The organism is Paenibacillus sp. y28, assembly GCF_037137075.1.
Taxonomy (GTDB): domain Bacteria; phylum Bacillota; class Bacilli; order Paenibacillales; family NBRC-103111; genus JBBBNV01.
Genome location: NZ_JBBBNV010000004.1, coordinates 79,780 through 94,195, shown reverse-complemented (window position 1 = coordinate 94,195; position 14,416 = coordinate 79,780). Strand labels below are relative to the sequence as shown.

The window sequence follows — 14,416 nt, the reverse complement described above, 5'->3', positions numbered from 1 at the left end:
CGCACCCCGTAGGAACAAGGCACGCTGCTGCTTTGTATTTTTAACCTGAATCTGAATTCATTCAAGTATCCAATCATGCTGAATCTCTGGCGGCGACTCAGCCCGCCTGACGCTCCTCCAGCGCCCTGGCCAGCCCTTCGGCCGCCTTCCATATATCCCCGGCCCCCATCGTGATGACGAGGTCGCCGGGACGCACCTTCTCCAGCAATACCCGCTGCACTTCTTCCTTGCTCGGAATGTGTACCGCCTGCGGATTGCTGTTGGATCGAATCAGCTCCACCAAGCGCGCGGAAGAGACACCCTCAATTTGCCGCTCTCCTGCCGGTGAATAAATATCCGTGATAATGACCTCATCGGCCTCAGGAAACGCCCTGCTGAACTGATCCAGCAAAAAATACGTGCGTGTATACCGCTGCGGCTGAAATACAGCGATAATGCGTTTTCCGGTCGATTTGGCTGCGCTAATCGTCGCTTGAATTTCGGTCGGGTGATGCGCGTAATCATCAATGACCAATATATCATTGACCTCTCCCAGCACCTGAAAGCGCCGTTTGGCTCCGCGGAAATCCTTGATCGCTTCCGACACCTGCTCAAAGCTGAGACCTGCCTCCATACACGTGATCAGGGTAGCCAACGCGTTGCAGACATTGTGCAGCCCCGGAACGGACAGCTCCATCTCCCCAAGCAAAACTCCATGCCGGACCACTTCAAACGAAATACGGCGGTCGCCGGGACGCACATTACGCGCGGAAAAATCGGCAGTTTCATTCAGGCCGTACGTAACGACACTATGCCGCAGCCCTGGTATCATCTCCTGCAGGTACGGATCGTCACTGCAAACAATCGCCTTGCCGCCGTCCTTCACCTGATCCAAGAACTGGGCATAGGCTTGCTTCAATTTATTAAAATCACCGTCGTAGTTCTCCAGGTGATCCGCTTCAATGTTGGTCACAATGGCAAGCTGCGGGCCATACTGCAGAAACGAGCCGTCGCTTTCATCCGCCTCGGCCACAACATACTCCCCTTGTCCAGCCTTCGCATTGCTGCCCACGTTCATAATTTCTCCGCCGATAATAAAGGTCGGATCCAAGCCGCATTCACTCATCACGAGCGAAATCATGGAGGACGTCGTCGTTTTGCCGTGTGCGCCTGCCACCGCGATGCCCTTGCGGGCATTCATCAGACGTGCAAGCATCTGCGAGCGGTGCAGAATCGGAATATTCAGCTTCGCCGCCTCCGCGATTTCCACATTATCCTTTGACAGCGCCGTGGAATAGACAACCAAATCGGCTCCCTTTACGTGATTGGCCTCATGCCCAATAAAGACCTGCGCACCCTTTGCCACCAGCTTACGTGTAAGCTCCTGCTCGGCCAAGTCCGATCCGGTCACATGATATCCCATTTCCAGCATGACCTTGGCGATTGCGCTCATGCCGTAACCGCCGATGCCGATGAAATGAACATGTTCAGCTGTACTCAAGTCCGGTTCACCATCCTTTTTCTGAGTCCGTTCCAAAGAGCAGCCGGGACCGCACATCGGAAACAAGATACAACGTGCCGGAAACAACGGCCAAATCGTCCGGGTCCTGTGCCAGATCCTGCAAAATTTGCAGCGCTTTATGCCAATCCGGCTCTACCCGCACCTCAACCTTTTTGTCCGGCAGCTCGGCCAATAGCGTTTCCACCTGCTTGGCAAGCTCCGCGGCATCCTGTTTTTTCCGCCAAACCGGCTCTGTAATGAGAAGAGAATCCACTAAAGGTAGTATATGCCTTAAGTACCCTTCGTGATTCTTCGTAGACAGCATTCCCATCATAAAATGGAGCCTTTTGTAGCGGTACGTCGATTTCAACGCCGCAGCCAGCACCTCCGCCCCCTCCGGGTTGTGGGCGCCGTCAATCAAAATCCGGGGCTCCCGCGATACCATCTCAAGCCTCCCGGCCCAAGAGGTTTCCTTCATCGCAGCAAGCAGCTCCTCATCCTCGCACAGCAGCGCGTAATATTGACGAAGCACTTCCAGCGTCATCAGCGCAAGCGAAGCATTCTCCAATTGGTGAGGCCCGTTAAGCGAGATCGCAACATCCGGGATCGTACGGAACGGTCCGGTAAAATTCAGCACCTGATGATCCTGCTCGCCGGCTGTTTGCTCGTACCGGAAATCCCGGCCGAGCAAATAAACCGTGCTTTTGCAGGCCTCAGCTGTTTGAAGAATAACCTCCAGCCCTTCCGGATCGCGCGCTGCTGTAACGACCGGGACGCCATTTTTGATGATTCCGGCTTTAGCCCGGGCTACATCGGACAGGGTCCCGCCCAGAACATCCATGTGATCATGGCCGATATTGGTAATGACGGACACGACCGGAACTACGATATTGGTCGAATCGAACTCCCCGCCAAGACCCGTCTCCCAAACAACATAATCCGGATAGGTAACCTTGCCAAAATAAAGCAGGGCCATCATCGTGCATACCTCGAACATCGTCGGGGCGCCCAATTCGGTCTGAGCGATTTCCCCGCAGACCGGATGGAGCAGGTTCGAGAGCCGCAGCACCTCGCTGTCGGGAATGTCCTCCCCGTTATAACGGATGCGGTCGGTAAACCGCTCAATATACGGGGAATTGAACGAACCCACATCATACCCGGCTTGCTTCAGCACCCGGCTCAAATAAGCGCAGGTCGAGCCTTTTCCGTTCGTTCCGGCCACATGGATGAACTTCATTCTCCGCTCGGGATTGCCGAACCTCTCACTAAGCGCCTGCATCCGTTTCAATCCGGGCTTAATGCCCATATTCATCAGGCCGGTAATCCAGTCTACCGCCTCCTGGTATTCCTGAAACGCCGCTGCGGGCGTATGTTGTGTCCCATTCATCTGCTTCTTCGCTTCCTTCCGCTTATACCGCCCGAAGGCGGCATTGACGTTTACCCCTTCAATTCGCTAATCCGCGCGAGTACCTTGTCGCGTTTTTCAGCATAATCCTGCATTTTGGCCTTTTCTTCCTCAATGACCTTGGCCGGCGCTTTAGCGACAAAACCGGCATTCGCCAGCTTCTTCTCGACCCGCTCCACCTCGGCATTCAGTGTGGCCAGCTCTTTTTCCAGGCGCGCGATCTCCTGCGAGATATCGATAAGCCCTGCCAGCGGGAAGAACAGCTCTGCTCCGCTGACAACCGCGGACATCGCCTTGTCAGGCGCGGCAATACCGGTCCCGATTTCAAGCTTCGACGTTCCGCACATCCGGGTCAGCGCCACTTCACTGCGCTGGAGTGCAGCCAGTGTCTCCGCGCTGTCGGCTTTAATCAACAGCTCGATTTTTTTGCTCATCGGCACATTCACTTCTGCCCGGATATTGCGCACGGAACGAATCGTGTCCATCAGAAGCGACATTTCGCGCACCGCGTCAGGCGCCTCGAAACGAGCCTCGGCTGCAGGCCATGCCGCCAGCACGATTGTGTCGCCCTGATGCGGCAGGTGCTGCCAAATTTCCTCACTGATAAACGGCATGAACGGATGAATCAAGCGCATGGTGTTATCCAGCACATAGGCAAGCACCGATTGCGTCGTCTTCTTGGCCGCAGCATCGCCGGCGTAAAGCGGCAGCTTCGCCAGCTCAATGTACCAGTCACACAGGTCATCCCAAATAAAATTGTACAAGAGACGCCCGGTTTCCCCAAATTCATACGTATCAATCAAGCGCGTCACATCACGGACCGTCTCGTTCAGACGGTGCAGAATCCAGCGGTCTGCCGCGGACAGATCGCCGCTGAGGTCGATGTCAGCCGCAGTGAAGCCTTCCATATTCATCAGCGCAAAGCGCGAAGCGTTCCAAATCTTGTTGGCAAAATTACGCGCCTGCTCAACCCGCTCCCAGCGGAAGCGCAAATCCTGTCCAGGGGTGCTGCTGGTAGAAATCATGTACCGCATTGCATCGGCGCCATACTTCTCAATCACTTCCAGCGGGTCAACACCGTTGCCGAGCGACTTGGACATCTTGCGGCCTTCCGAATCGCGGACCAGACCGTGGATGAGCACGTCCTTGAACGGAATTTGATCCGTAAATTCCAGCGCGGTGAAGATCATCCGGGCCACCCAGAAGTAAATAATATCGTAGCCTGTCACGAGCACATCGGTCGGATAGAAGCGTTTCAGATCCTCGCTGTCTTCCGGCCAGCCGAGCGTGGAGAACGGCCACAGCCCCGAGCTGAACCATGTATCCAGAACGTCTTCATCCTGGCGCAAGTGGGTGCCTCCGCATTTCGGGCATGCCGCCGGCTCCTCACACGAAACAATCAGCTCGCCGCATTCGCAGTACCACGCCGGAACCCGGTGCCCCCACCACAGCTGACGGGAAATACACCAATCGCGGACATTTTCAATCCAGTGCAAATAAATTTTCTCGAAACGGTCCGGCACAAAATGAACGCCTTTGCCCGATTTTTGCGCTTCAATTGCGGCATCGGCCAGCGGCTTCATTTTTACGAACCATTGTGTGGACAAATACGGCTCGACTACGGCTCCGCTTCGCTCGCTGTGTCCTACCTGATGCACATGCTCCTCAATGCGGGCAAGCACACCCAGCTCCTGCATGTCCTTGACAATCTGCTTGCGGCAGTCAAAGCGGTCCAGGCCCTGATATTTGCCGGCGTTTTCGTTCATTTTGCCCGATTCGTCCATAACGAGCACCTGCGGCAGATCATGGCGGCGGCCGACCTCGAAGTCATTCGGGTCATGCGCAGGCGTAATCTTCACCGCACCGCTGCCGAATTCCTTATCGACATACTCGTCGCCGACAACCGGAATTTCGCGGCCGATAATCGGAAGCACCAGCATTTTGCCGATCAGATGCTTATAACGCTCATCCTCCGGATGTACTGCAACCGCTGTATCCCCAAGCATCGTCTCCGGACGGGTGGTAGCAACCGTAATGAAGCCGCTGCCGTCCTTAAGCGGATAATTCAAGTGATAGAGCGCGCCCTGAACTTCCTTGTATTCGACCTCAATATCCGACAGCGCCGTACGTGCGGCAGGGTCCCAGTTAATAATATACTTGCCCCGGTAAATCAGGCCCTTCTCATAAAGCCGGACAAATACTTCGCGCACAGCCTTGGAAAGCCCTTCATCAAGAGTAAACCGCTCGCGGGAATAGTCGAGCGAAAAGCCCATTTTGGCCCATTGCTCGCGAATCGTATTGGCATACAATTCCTTCCATTCCCAAACCTTATCCAAAAACTTCTCCCGGCCTAAATCATAGCGGGAAACGCCTTCCTCGCGCAGCTTTTGCTCCACCTTGGTTTGGGTTGCGATTCCGGCGTGGTCCGACCCCGGCAGCCAGAGCGCATCAAAGCCCTGCATCCGCTTTGTACGAATCAAAATATCCTGGAGCGTAAAATCGAGCGCATGCCCGATGTGCAGCATCCCCGTTACATTCGGCGGCGGAATGACGATGGTATACGTCTCGGCATCCGGACGCTTTCCTGCTTCAAACACGTTGCTTTTCAGCCAGTATTCATACCATTTCGCCTCGGCCGTCTTCGGATCATACGTTGTTGGCATTGCCGTTTGCGGCTGCTTCTGTTCTTGTTCTGACATCTTTCGTTACCCCTCCTAAAATAATCCCCAAAAATAAAGCCGTCCCGCCGCAGAGTGCTGCCGCCAAGGACTCTTTACCCGCAGCCTCCGCTGCGAATCATTCCCAAATCAGTCTCCTATTTCAGCAAAAATGCAAAAAAAACCTTCCGCCGCAAAGGACGAAAGGATCGCTTCCGTGGTACCACCTTTATTTCGCCTATGGCTCCTGCTTCGGACATAAACGACACTCAAACAGATAACGGCTGCAACCGGCCCGCAGACTGCGGACAGCTCCTGGGCGACGTTCGGCCAGTTACATCCTGCGGGGCCTTCCACCCAAGGGCTCCACTCTCTGTAGGGTTCACTGTCTACTCTTCCCGTTCAACGCTTTTTTCACATGTTCTCTATATGATAGCGAACATTAGCGCATCCGTCAAATCCTGCCACAAAGGCAGCGGCCCCTTTTCTTCATACCGAAGAAAAAGGGGCCGCTGCCGCTCATTATGTGGGAATATATAAGACCTGGCCTTCATTGATTTCCTGACTGGACAAACGGTTATAAAGCTGGATTTCCTGCGCTTTAAGCGAATAACGCTCCGCGATCGTTTCCAACGTTTCTTCCTTTTGCACAATACACATCTTCACCTTGCGAAATTGCTGCACATCCTGCTGCGAGCCAAGAAACAGCTTTTTCCACGCTACAGACTCCCGGCTTCCCGCTGCAATTGCCTCCGCATGTGCGGCCTCCTCGCTGCTCGGAGCCTCCAGTACGGTCGCTCCTCCGGCCCGTTGAAATAACGATTTGAAATCAAATTTCTTCTCTTTGACAGGCTCTGCGCCTTTTTTGCCAAATTCGACCTTCGGCTCCTTCTTTTCCACAGGCGCTTCCTCAGACACCGGCTGAACAATATCAGGAGCATTGTATTGTTGCACGTTCAGCTTCTCTTCGGCGGCTTCCGGCTTTTCGTGAGGCTTATGCTCCGGCTTGAACGCAGACTTCATCTCCGGTTTGTGTTCCGGTTTATGCTCTGGCTCTGCCTTCAGGATCGGCTCCGGCTTTGGTTCTGGCTTTGGTTCTGGCTTTGGTTCTGGCTTGAATTCCGGGATTGGAACCGCAATCTCAGGCGGCTTCACCGGCTCAGGCTCAGGCATAACCTGGGGTTTTGGCTGCGGCTTCGGGACCGGTTCAACCCGTTCGGCCGTTTCCTCAATGATTTCCTCAGCTTGGAAAGACGGCGCTTCATCCGGGAATTGGTCTACGCGGTACGCCCCATGGAGCGGCTCCTGTTCGGGCTCATGCACGAACACAATTTCCTCCTGCCACGGGTCCGTCCGTGCCGGAGCCACCGAGATGCCGCTCAGTGACAGCACTCCGGTAACATTCAAGCTGCGGCTGGAGAGAATATCCACATCAAACTGCTCAATATTGACAGAAATGTTGTCCAAGCTGTGCACACGGCTTTGCGGAAGTGTAATTTCCACGGGGATGGTGTGCTCCAGCACCTCCCTGGAATCAGGTCTGGTCTCCCCTCCTGCTGTGTATGTACCGGCAAGCAGCAAATACCCCCGTAATACAGCTTGGTCCCCTTCTACCGACGCCTGAATATGCGGAACAAGCTCCACCTCTTCCAATTCGGCAATGCTGCTTGCCGCTTCCGGCAAGTGTACGCGTTCATAAATATCAAATCGCAATCCGGATTGCTTGTCGGTCAACCCATTCTCCTCCCCTCAAACCAGGTTTGACTGTACCGGTTGTCTACAAGTTACCTGTTCATGTCTCTACCATGTATATGGGAGGAGAGGCCGCGCCATGACTATAATTTTAAGAGAAGCTGCTGAAGCTCCGCCGGAAATGGGGCTTCGATTTCGATTTGTTCCCCTGTCAGGGGGTGTGCGAAAATAATCCGCTCGCCATGCAAAGCCTGTCTCCTGATATAGTCCGTGCTCCCCCCGTAGAGCTTGTCGCCGAGAAGCGGGTGCCCCATGGAGCTAAGATGGACCCGAATTTGGTGCGTCCGCCCCGTTTCGAGCCGCAGCCGGACAAGACTAGATTTGGTACGGTCAAACGTTTGACCGACCTCATAATGGGTAACCGCCGCATCCCCTGCGGGTGAAACACGCCGTTTGCCGCTTACGTGGCGGTCCTTGGCGATACCGGCGCGGATTGTTCCCTTTCGCGGGGAGGGCGTGCCTTGAACCAAGGCGGCGTACTCGCGGACGATTCGCTTCTCCCGCATCGCCTCATCCAGAACCGCATGGGCAAGCGCATGCTTGGCATACAAGACCGGACCGCTCGTTTCTTTATCCAACCGGTGAATGTGCCGGACAGCCCGAGGCTGCCCCGTATGGAGCAAATAACCGGCGACGCGGTTGGCAAGCGTTCCGTCCTGGCCGGGTTCAGCAGGATGAACCGAGATGCCCGCAGGCTTGTAAACAACCATGCACCATTCATCCTCATACAGCACTTCCGGCAGCGTCCAATCCGGCGCAAAGCCCGGCTCCTCAGGCTGAAGCACATGAAGCAGAGCCCGCGGTCCTTTGAACCGAAGCTCCCCCTGCCGCAGCAATTTTACCAAATAGTTCTCAGGCCAATTCATCCGCTTCGCAAGCTCTGCGGCAGGCTCAAGCCCGGACGGGAGCGGTTCCTTGGAATTTCTCCAATGAAGCAGCTCCAGCCATTCCCCTTTAACCGATGCCTTCACTTAATTTCGCTTCCCCTTTGACTTTAACGAAGTGTTACGATAAACGACCAGCATGATTAGCAAATAAGCCATCGTGGCCGCACCGATGACAAGCCATAAATCAAAAGGAAAATCAAAAAAATAATAACGCTTCAATCCGTTCACCGCCAGCTTCATGTAATCTTCCAGATTCCCTATGGATTCATTGTATCTAAAAAGATTGCATGTTGTAAAATACCACAGCATTTCAAAACAAAATATGCTATGATATAGGTTGTGAAATTTGATGAGATTTCTTCGTGAGGAGGAGAAATTGGCTTGAACGCAGCAGTACAGTGGTGGGGAACCGCCTGGAGGCAGTTTAGAGGGTGGAGTATTCCCAAAAAAGGACTTATGGTTTTCTGGGTGCTTATTTTCATGACCTCCAGCTTCTTATATTTAACTCCGCCCGGACAAATCATTCGCGAATTTATGGCGGATACGGTTATTACGACGCAGCACAGGGATTGGGCCTGGATCGTGGTCGGCAAAGAAAAGCGCGACTGGATGGTTAGTCAAATCCACAGCAGCGCGGACGATACAACGAAAGAAAAACAAAACTTTGGCTTGATTCACCATAACCGGACCCCGCGGGCGCTTGATGAGCTTGTGTCTGTCAAGGACATCTCGGGTACGTTCTGGAAAGGAAAGCTGATGTATGTATACGACCCGTTATCGGTAAGGGTTGTCGTTCCCAACAAGCAAGGGGAAGGGGAACGCATCAGTTCCATGGCTGAACGCACCGGGGCGGTTGCCGGCATTAACGGGGGCGGCTTTATCGACCCGGATGGTCTAGGGAATGGTTTTGCCCCTATCGGCATTATCATGTCCAACTTCAAGCCGCTCTATACGGACGCTGATGCGGATACCGCTCAAAATATTGTCGGCTTTACAAATGAAGGCACGCTGGTGGTCGGCAAATACAGCTTGAACGAAATGCGCGGGCTGCATGTGAAGGAAGCTGTCTCTTTCCTCGCGCCACGGCTCATTGCCAACGGAAAGCCTCAAATTACGACCGGTGACGGAGGCTGGGGCCGTGCCCCAAGAACAGCAGTCGGTCAAAAAGCAGACGGAACCGTGCTGTTTGTGGTTATCGACGGCCGGCAAACCTCCAGCGTGGGCGCAACTCTGAAGGAAGTACAAGATGTGCTCATGGAGGAAGGCGCAGTTAATGCCGGGCTTCTGGACGGCGGCGCGTCTTCGGAGCTTGTGTGGAACAATCAGCTCATTACAAAGCCCTCCAGCCGTTATGGCGAACGCAGGCTGCCATCCGGATTCCTCGTGTATGATGATCCGGACTCTGTAGTCGTGGAAAGTGTGTGGGAAGGATTAACGAAAATTGATGCTGGCGGCGCTTATGATCATCCGGACTTCTTACGGGAACAAGCCCAGTTGAAGGCGCAGCAGGCCAACAAGCCGAAGGCAACGCCAGCTCCAGCGGCTTCCTCTTCACCGAAAACGGATGATGCCAAAGCAACCAGCCCGTCCAAAACAACAACGCCGGCTACCGGAGCAAGTACAGGCAGCGGAAATGGTACCGGGACTTCGACCGAAGCTCCCGCCAAAGCACCGGAGCCTGCAGCTTCAGCCGGAAACTCGGAAAAGGAAACCCAGACCGGCGCTTCGAAGCCCGGCGGAACCGCGGGTGAGGCGCAAAATGGAGGCAGTTCGCCTGCTACTACCGATAGCGCCGTCAAGCCGACACCGGAAGCAGGGAGCAGCACAGGTACTTCTAAGCCTGCACCCACAGTGACTCCAAGCCCAGCACCGACGCCGGCGCCAACACCAACTGCCACAACTGGAGCTTCGGCCTCCAAAACACAATAAATACAAAGAATCTGGTTTCACCCTTAGGGGATGGAACCAGATTCTTTTTTTAGAAATCATGCCATGTTTGCGAAAAGACTCACACCACACAAAGATTTACACAAAGGGCTGTCTCCCCCGCAGTTTAAAGCTGCTGGGAAGACAGCCTTCAAGCTGCTTCCGCAATGGCTCAAATGCTCACAGCGAATGCATACAGCTGTCGCCTTATGAGCTTGTCACGCCCGCAGCTAGTTGGTAATACGAGCAGCTTAATTCTCGAACCTGCCGGGATTACAAGCGCTTCAACGCCTCATAATGGGCTGCAATGGTTTGTTCAATATCATCGTCACTATGTACAGCCGAGATGAACATGCCCTCAAATTGGGATGGGGCTACGCTGATGCCAAGATCCAGCAGTGCGGCAAAATAGTTATTGAACTGCTGCAAATTAGACAATTTGGCGGTTTCATAGTTGATTACCTCATGCTCCGTAAAGAATGGACACACCATGGAACCGATACGATTAATCGTGCTGGCCACGCCAAGCTCGGCGCTATTTTTGCGGAAGCCTTCCTCCAGCCGTGCTCCCTTGCGTTCCAAATCGGCATATACCTCCGGAGTCAACAGCTTCAGCGTGGTGTATCCGGCAATCATGGCCAGCGGATTGCCCGATAAAGTGCCGGCCTGATAAATCGGACCTGCAGGCGCGATTTGTTCCATAATCTCCCGTTTGCCGCCATAGGCGCCGACAGGCAGCCCCCCGCCGATGACCTTGCCAAGGCAGGTCAAATCCGGTGTAATGCCGAAAAGCCCCTGTCCGCAGTAATAGCCGACCCGGAAGCCGGTCATGACTTCATCGAAAATGAGCAGGCTTCCGTATTTTGTTGTGATGTCGCGGAGACCCTGCAGAAAACCGGGCAGCGGCGGAACCACACCCATGTTGCCTGCAATGGGCTCTACAATTACAGCTGCAATATCCTCCCCGTACGTTTGGAACGCAACTTGAACCGATTCCAAATCGTTGTACGGGACTGTAATCGTGTTGGACGCCACGCCTTCAGGTACACCCGGGCTATCAGGCAATCCTAAGGTTGCCACGCCTGATCCTGCTTTTATAAGCAAGGAATCGGCATGCCCGTGGTAACAGCCTTCAAACTTCAGAATTTTGGAACGTTTGGTATACCCCCGTGCCAGGCGCAATGCGCTCATCGTCGCCTCCGTGCCGGAGTTGACCATACGAACCACTTCAACCGACGGGACCCGCTCACAGACGAGCTTAGCCATTTCGGTTTCCAGTTCTGTCGGTGCGCCGAAGCTGGTGCCTAGCGCCGCCGTCCGCTGAATCGCAGCGACTACCTCCGGGTGGGCATGTCCCATAATGAGAGGCCCCCAGGAGCCGATGTAATCAATAAATACATTTCCGTCGATATCGTACAGTCTGGACCCTTGGGCTTTTTCGATAAACATCGGTGTCAGGCCGACGGATTTGAAGGCACGAACCGGACTGTTCACACCGCCGGGAATCACTTTTTTCGCCTCAGCAAAAGCCGCCTTCGAACGATCATCCTTACGAATATTGTCTAGATTCATTTATTGTCACCCTCCATTATTCGGCAAACACAAGTATAGACAGCTGTAGGAAACGGGCAATCGGAAAAAATCCAAACGGGGACTACCGGAATCCCAGCAGTTCCCCGTTGTTGTTCTATGTTTATTTCCCTTGCAGCCAGCGCGCCGCATCCTTGGCGAAATACGTAAGAATGATGTCAGCGCCGGCACGCTTCAGGCCCGTCAGCATCTCAAGCACCACCGCTTTTTCATCAATCCAGCCGTTAGCGGCTGCAGCCTTCACCAGGGAATACTCCCCGCTTACATTGTAAGCCACTATCGGCAAATCAAACTGATCGCGGAGGGTACGAATGACATCCATATAAGCCAAAGCCGGCTTCACCATCAGCATGTCTGCTCCCTCTTCGACATCCGATTGGGCCTCGCGCAACGCCTCACGGGCATTGGCCGGGTCCATTTGGTACGTTTTGCGGTCGCCGAACTGCGGAGCGGAATGCGCGGCTTCCCGGAACGGACCGTAGAACGATGAAGCGTATTTGACAGAATAGCTCATAATCGGCACATTCTCAAACCCTGCTGCATCCAGTCCGGCGCGGATAGCGCTGACAAAGCCGTCCATCATATTCGATGGGGCAATAATATCCGCGCCCGCCTTCGCTTGGGAAACAGCAGTTTTGACCAGCTGCTCCAGCGAGGCATCATTGTCAATTTCAGTACAGCCGGTGTGCTCATTATGATGAATAATGCCGCAATGCCCATGATCCGTGAATTGGCATAAGCATGTGTCCGCGATCACCAGCATATCCGGATGCAGACGTTTAATCTCCCGGGTAGCGCGCTGTACAATTCCGTCTTCCTCCAAAGCGGAGGTTCCGACCGCATCCTTATGGCTCGGCACGCCAAACAGCAAAATCCCCTGAATGCCCAGTGCAGCAGCCTCTTCCAGCTCTGCGGCCATATTGTCCAGCGAAAAATGATATACGCCCGGCATGGAGGAGATTTCCTCTTTAATTCCCGTCCCTTCGGTTACAAAAAGGGGGTATATCAAATCGTGAACGTGGAGTGTAGTTTCCCGGACTAAGTTACGCAGCGCTGCGCTCGTCCGCAGACGGCGGTGACGTATATTTGGAAAACTCATGATGATTCCTCCCTATCAGCAATGTAGAAAATATAAGAAAATGGAAAAGGGCAAAAGTCGTCTATAGCCTACTTACTATTCGGAAACGAGTGCCTGAATCATGGAGTCAATGGTGGCTTCCGCCGCGACCTGATGAACCTGTAAACCGGCATCCCGCGCCGTTTGCGCCGTTACCGGACCGATACAGACCGTCCGAATACCGGCAAGCAGCTGGACAGGCGCTTCCACACCCGCTGCCTCAAGCACCTGCAATAAATTCGTTACAGTAGAAGAGCTTGTAAACGTAACGATATCGATTTGGCCTGATTGCAAAAGCTCCACTGCCTCTGCTGCATAGTCCTGAACGACGACGGTCTCATAAGCATCGATTTCCGTAACATGCAGCCCCAGCTCGCGAAGCTCGATCGGCAGCATCTTGCGCGCAATATCCGCTCTAGGAAGCAGGACCTGCTGGCCGGGCTGCAGCTGCGGCTTCACCGCATCAAGCAAGTCTTCCGCCTGAAATTTCGCCGGCAGCACTTCCGCGACAATTCCCCGATCCAGAAGCGACTCTGCCGTCTTGGGACCTACCGCGGCAACCTTGGCCTTGTGCATCGTACGGATGTCGACGTTCAGCTCCCGCAGACGGCGGAAAAAGTAATCCACACCGTTTACACTCGTAAACATAACCCAATCAAACCTGGACAGCGAATGCAGCGCCTCATCCAGGCTCCGGAGCTTCGCTTCGTCCTGGGGTACTCGGGTTTCAATGACCGGGAATTCAATGGACTCCCCGCCGAGATCATCAATCCGCTCCACCAATTCACTAGCCTGGCTGCGAGCCCGAGTGACAAGAACACGCTTGCCGAACAACGGCCTCGTCTCAAACCAGGAAAGCTTGTCCCGGAGACGCACGACTTCACCGACAATAATAATGGCGGGGGAGTGCATACCCGCATGCTGAGCCAACTCCACAATCGTTTGCAGCGTACCCACGACTGTTTTTTGCTCCATGGTAGTGCCCCACCTGATAATCGCCACCGGGGTTTCAGGATCGCGCCCCTGCTCCATAAGAACATTACAAATCAGTTGCAAATTACTGACGCCCATTAAAAAAACAAGGGTGCCTGTCGCGGTCGACAGCTTCTCCCAATTGATGCTGCTGTCCTGCTTCTGAGGGCATTCATGGCCTGTAACAATAGCCAGAGACGATGTGAAGTCCCGGTGGGTTACAGGGATACCCGCATACGTCGGCACTGCGATCGCGGAAGTAATTCCGGGTATAATCTCGAACCGGATATCGTGGTCGGCAAGCAGCTCCGCTTCTTCCCCTACACGTCCGAATATACTCGGGTCGCCGCCCTTCAGACGAGTAACCGTTTTACCCTGCAGAGCAAGATCGACGAGCATCTGATTGATGACTTCCTGCCGCAGCGTATGCCGATCCGGCAGCTTGCCTACATAAATCTTCTCGGCGCCGGCCTTTAGATGACGAAGCAGACGAGGACTGGCCAGACGGTCATAAACGACTACGTCCGCTTTTTGGATCGCTTCAAGGCCCCGCACCGTAATCAGCTTCGGATCGCCCGGTCCTGCCCCGACAAGGTACACCTTTCCTTTAGGAATGCCGTGATCTGTCCC

At 54.2% G+C, this 14,416-nt stretch carries 10 protein-coding genes and 1 other annotated feature; of the genes, 1 reads left to right on the top strand and 9 read right to left on the bottom strand.

The window, feature by feature from the left end; genetic code table 11:
* Positions 1-97 precede the first annotated feature (97 nt).
* The 6 genes from murC to WBG83_RS05950 all read right to left on the bottom strand — a co-directional run bounded on the left by murC (position 98) and on the right by WBG83_RS05950 (position 8,421).
* Positions 98-1,480, bottom strand: a complete 1,383-nt coding sequence (gene murC / locus WBG83_RS05975) for a UDP-N-acetylmuramate--L-alanine ligase (RefSeq protein WP_336743542.1) — start codon at positions 1,478-1,480, stop codon at positions 98-100.
* Positions 1,481-1,487: 7 nt separating this feature from the next.
* Complete coding sequence (locus WBG83_RS05970; RefSeq protein ID WP_336743540.1) at positions 1,488-2,867, bottom strand: bifunctional folylpolyglutamate synthase/dihydrofolate synthase; 1,380 nt, start codon at positions 2,865-2,867, stop codon at positions 1,488-1,490.
* A gap of 50 nt (positions 2,868-2,917) precedes the next feature.
* A complete protein-coding gene (locus WBG83_RS05965) occupies positions 2,918-5,584 on the bottom strand; it encodes a valine--tRNA ligase (protein ID WP_336743538.1) in 2,667 nt (888 codons plus the stop codon).
* Between the two features lie 151 nt (positions 5,585-5,735).
* Positions 5,736-5,957: a binding site (T-box leader), on the bottom strand.
* Positions 5,958-6,064: 107 nt separating this feature from the next.
* Positions 6,065-7,276, bottom strand: a complete 1,212-nt coding sequence (locus tag WBG83_RS05960) for a LysM peptidoglycan-binding domain-containing protein (protein WP_336743536.1) — start codon at positions 7,274-7,276, stop codon at positions 6,065-6,067.
* A 101-nt stretch (positions 7,277-7,377) separates the two neighbouring features.
* The gene (locus WBG83_RS05955; protein WP_336743534.1) at positions 7,378-8,265 is read right to left on the bottom strand and encodes an RluA family pseudouridine synthase; all 888 of its coding nucleotides are present in this window, start codon (positions 8,263-8,265) and stop codon (positions 7,378-7,380) included.
* Positions 8,266-8,421 carry a hypothetical protein gene (locus WBG83_RS05950; RefSeq protein ID WP_336743532.1) on the bottom strand — a complete coding sequence of 52 codons (156 nt, stop codon included), beginning with the start codon at positions 8,419-8,421 and terminating at the stop codon, positions 8,266-8,268.
* A 141-nt stretch (positions 8,422-8,562) separates the two neighbouring features.
* Between WBG83_RS05950 and WBG83_RS05945 the strand changes: the two genes are divergently transcribed.
* On the top strand, positions 8,563-10,110 hold the full coding sequence (locus WBG83_RS05945; RefSeq protein WP_336743530.1) for a phosphodiester glycosidase family protein: 1,548 nt from the start codon (positions 8,563-8,565) through the stop codon (positions 10,108-10,110).
* Between the two features lie 270 nt (positions 10,111-10,380).
* Here WBG83_RS05945 and hemL read toward each other — a convergent pair whose 3' ends face one another.
* From hemL to cobA, 3 genes are all read right to left on the bottom strand, one after another.
* Positions 10,381-11,679 carry a glutamate-1-semialdehyde 2,1-aminomutase gene (hemL, locus tag WBG83_RS05940; RefSeq protein WP_336743528.1) on the bottom strand — a complete coding sequence of 433 codons (1,299 nt, stop codon included), beginning with the start codon at positions 11,677-11,679 and terminating at the stop codon, positions 10,381-10,383.
* Positions 11,680-11,800: 121 nt separating this feature from the next.
* A complete protein-coding gene (gene hemB / locus WBG83_RS05935; protein WP_336743526.1) occupies positions 11,801-12,796 on the bottom strand; it encodes a porphobilinogen synthase in 996 nt (331 codons plus the stop codon).
* A 75-nt stretch (positions 12,797-12,871) separates the two neighbouring features.
* Positions 12,872-14,401, bottom strand: coding sequence for a uroporphyrinogen-III C-methyltransferase (gene cobA / locus WBG83_RS05930; RefSeq protein ID WP_336743696.1), 1,530 nt, complete (start codon positions 14,399-14,401; stop codon positions 12,872-12,874).
* Positions 14,402-14,416: the final 15 nt, after the last annotated feature.

Bases quoted from the DNA above. Each gene is read 5' to 3' on its own strand.
- hemL (WP_336743528.1), bottom strand. From the start codon at position 11,679: ATGAATCTAGACAATATTCGTAAGGATGATCGTTCGAAGGCGGCTTTT.
- WBG83_RS05965 (WP_336743538.1), bottom strand. From the start codon at position 5,584: ATGTCAGAACAAGAACAGAAGCAGCCGCAAACGGCAATGCCAACAACG.
- WBG83_RS05970 (WP_336743540.1), bottom strand. From the start codon at position 2,867: ATGAATGGGACACAACATACGCCCGCAGCGGCGTTTCAGGAATACCAG.
- hemB (WP_336743526.1), bottom strand. From the start codon at position 12,796: ATGAGTTTTCCAAATATACGTCACCGCCGTCTGCGGACGAGCGCAGCG.
- WBG83_RS05950 (WP_336743532.1), bottom strand. From the start codon at position 8,421: ATGAAGCTGGCGGTGAACGGATTGAAGCGTTATTATTTTTTTGATTTT.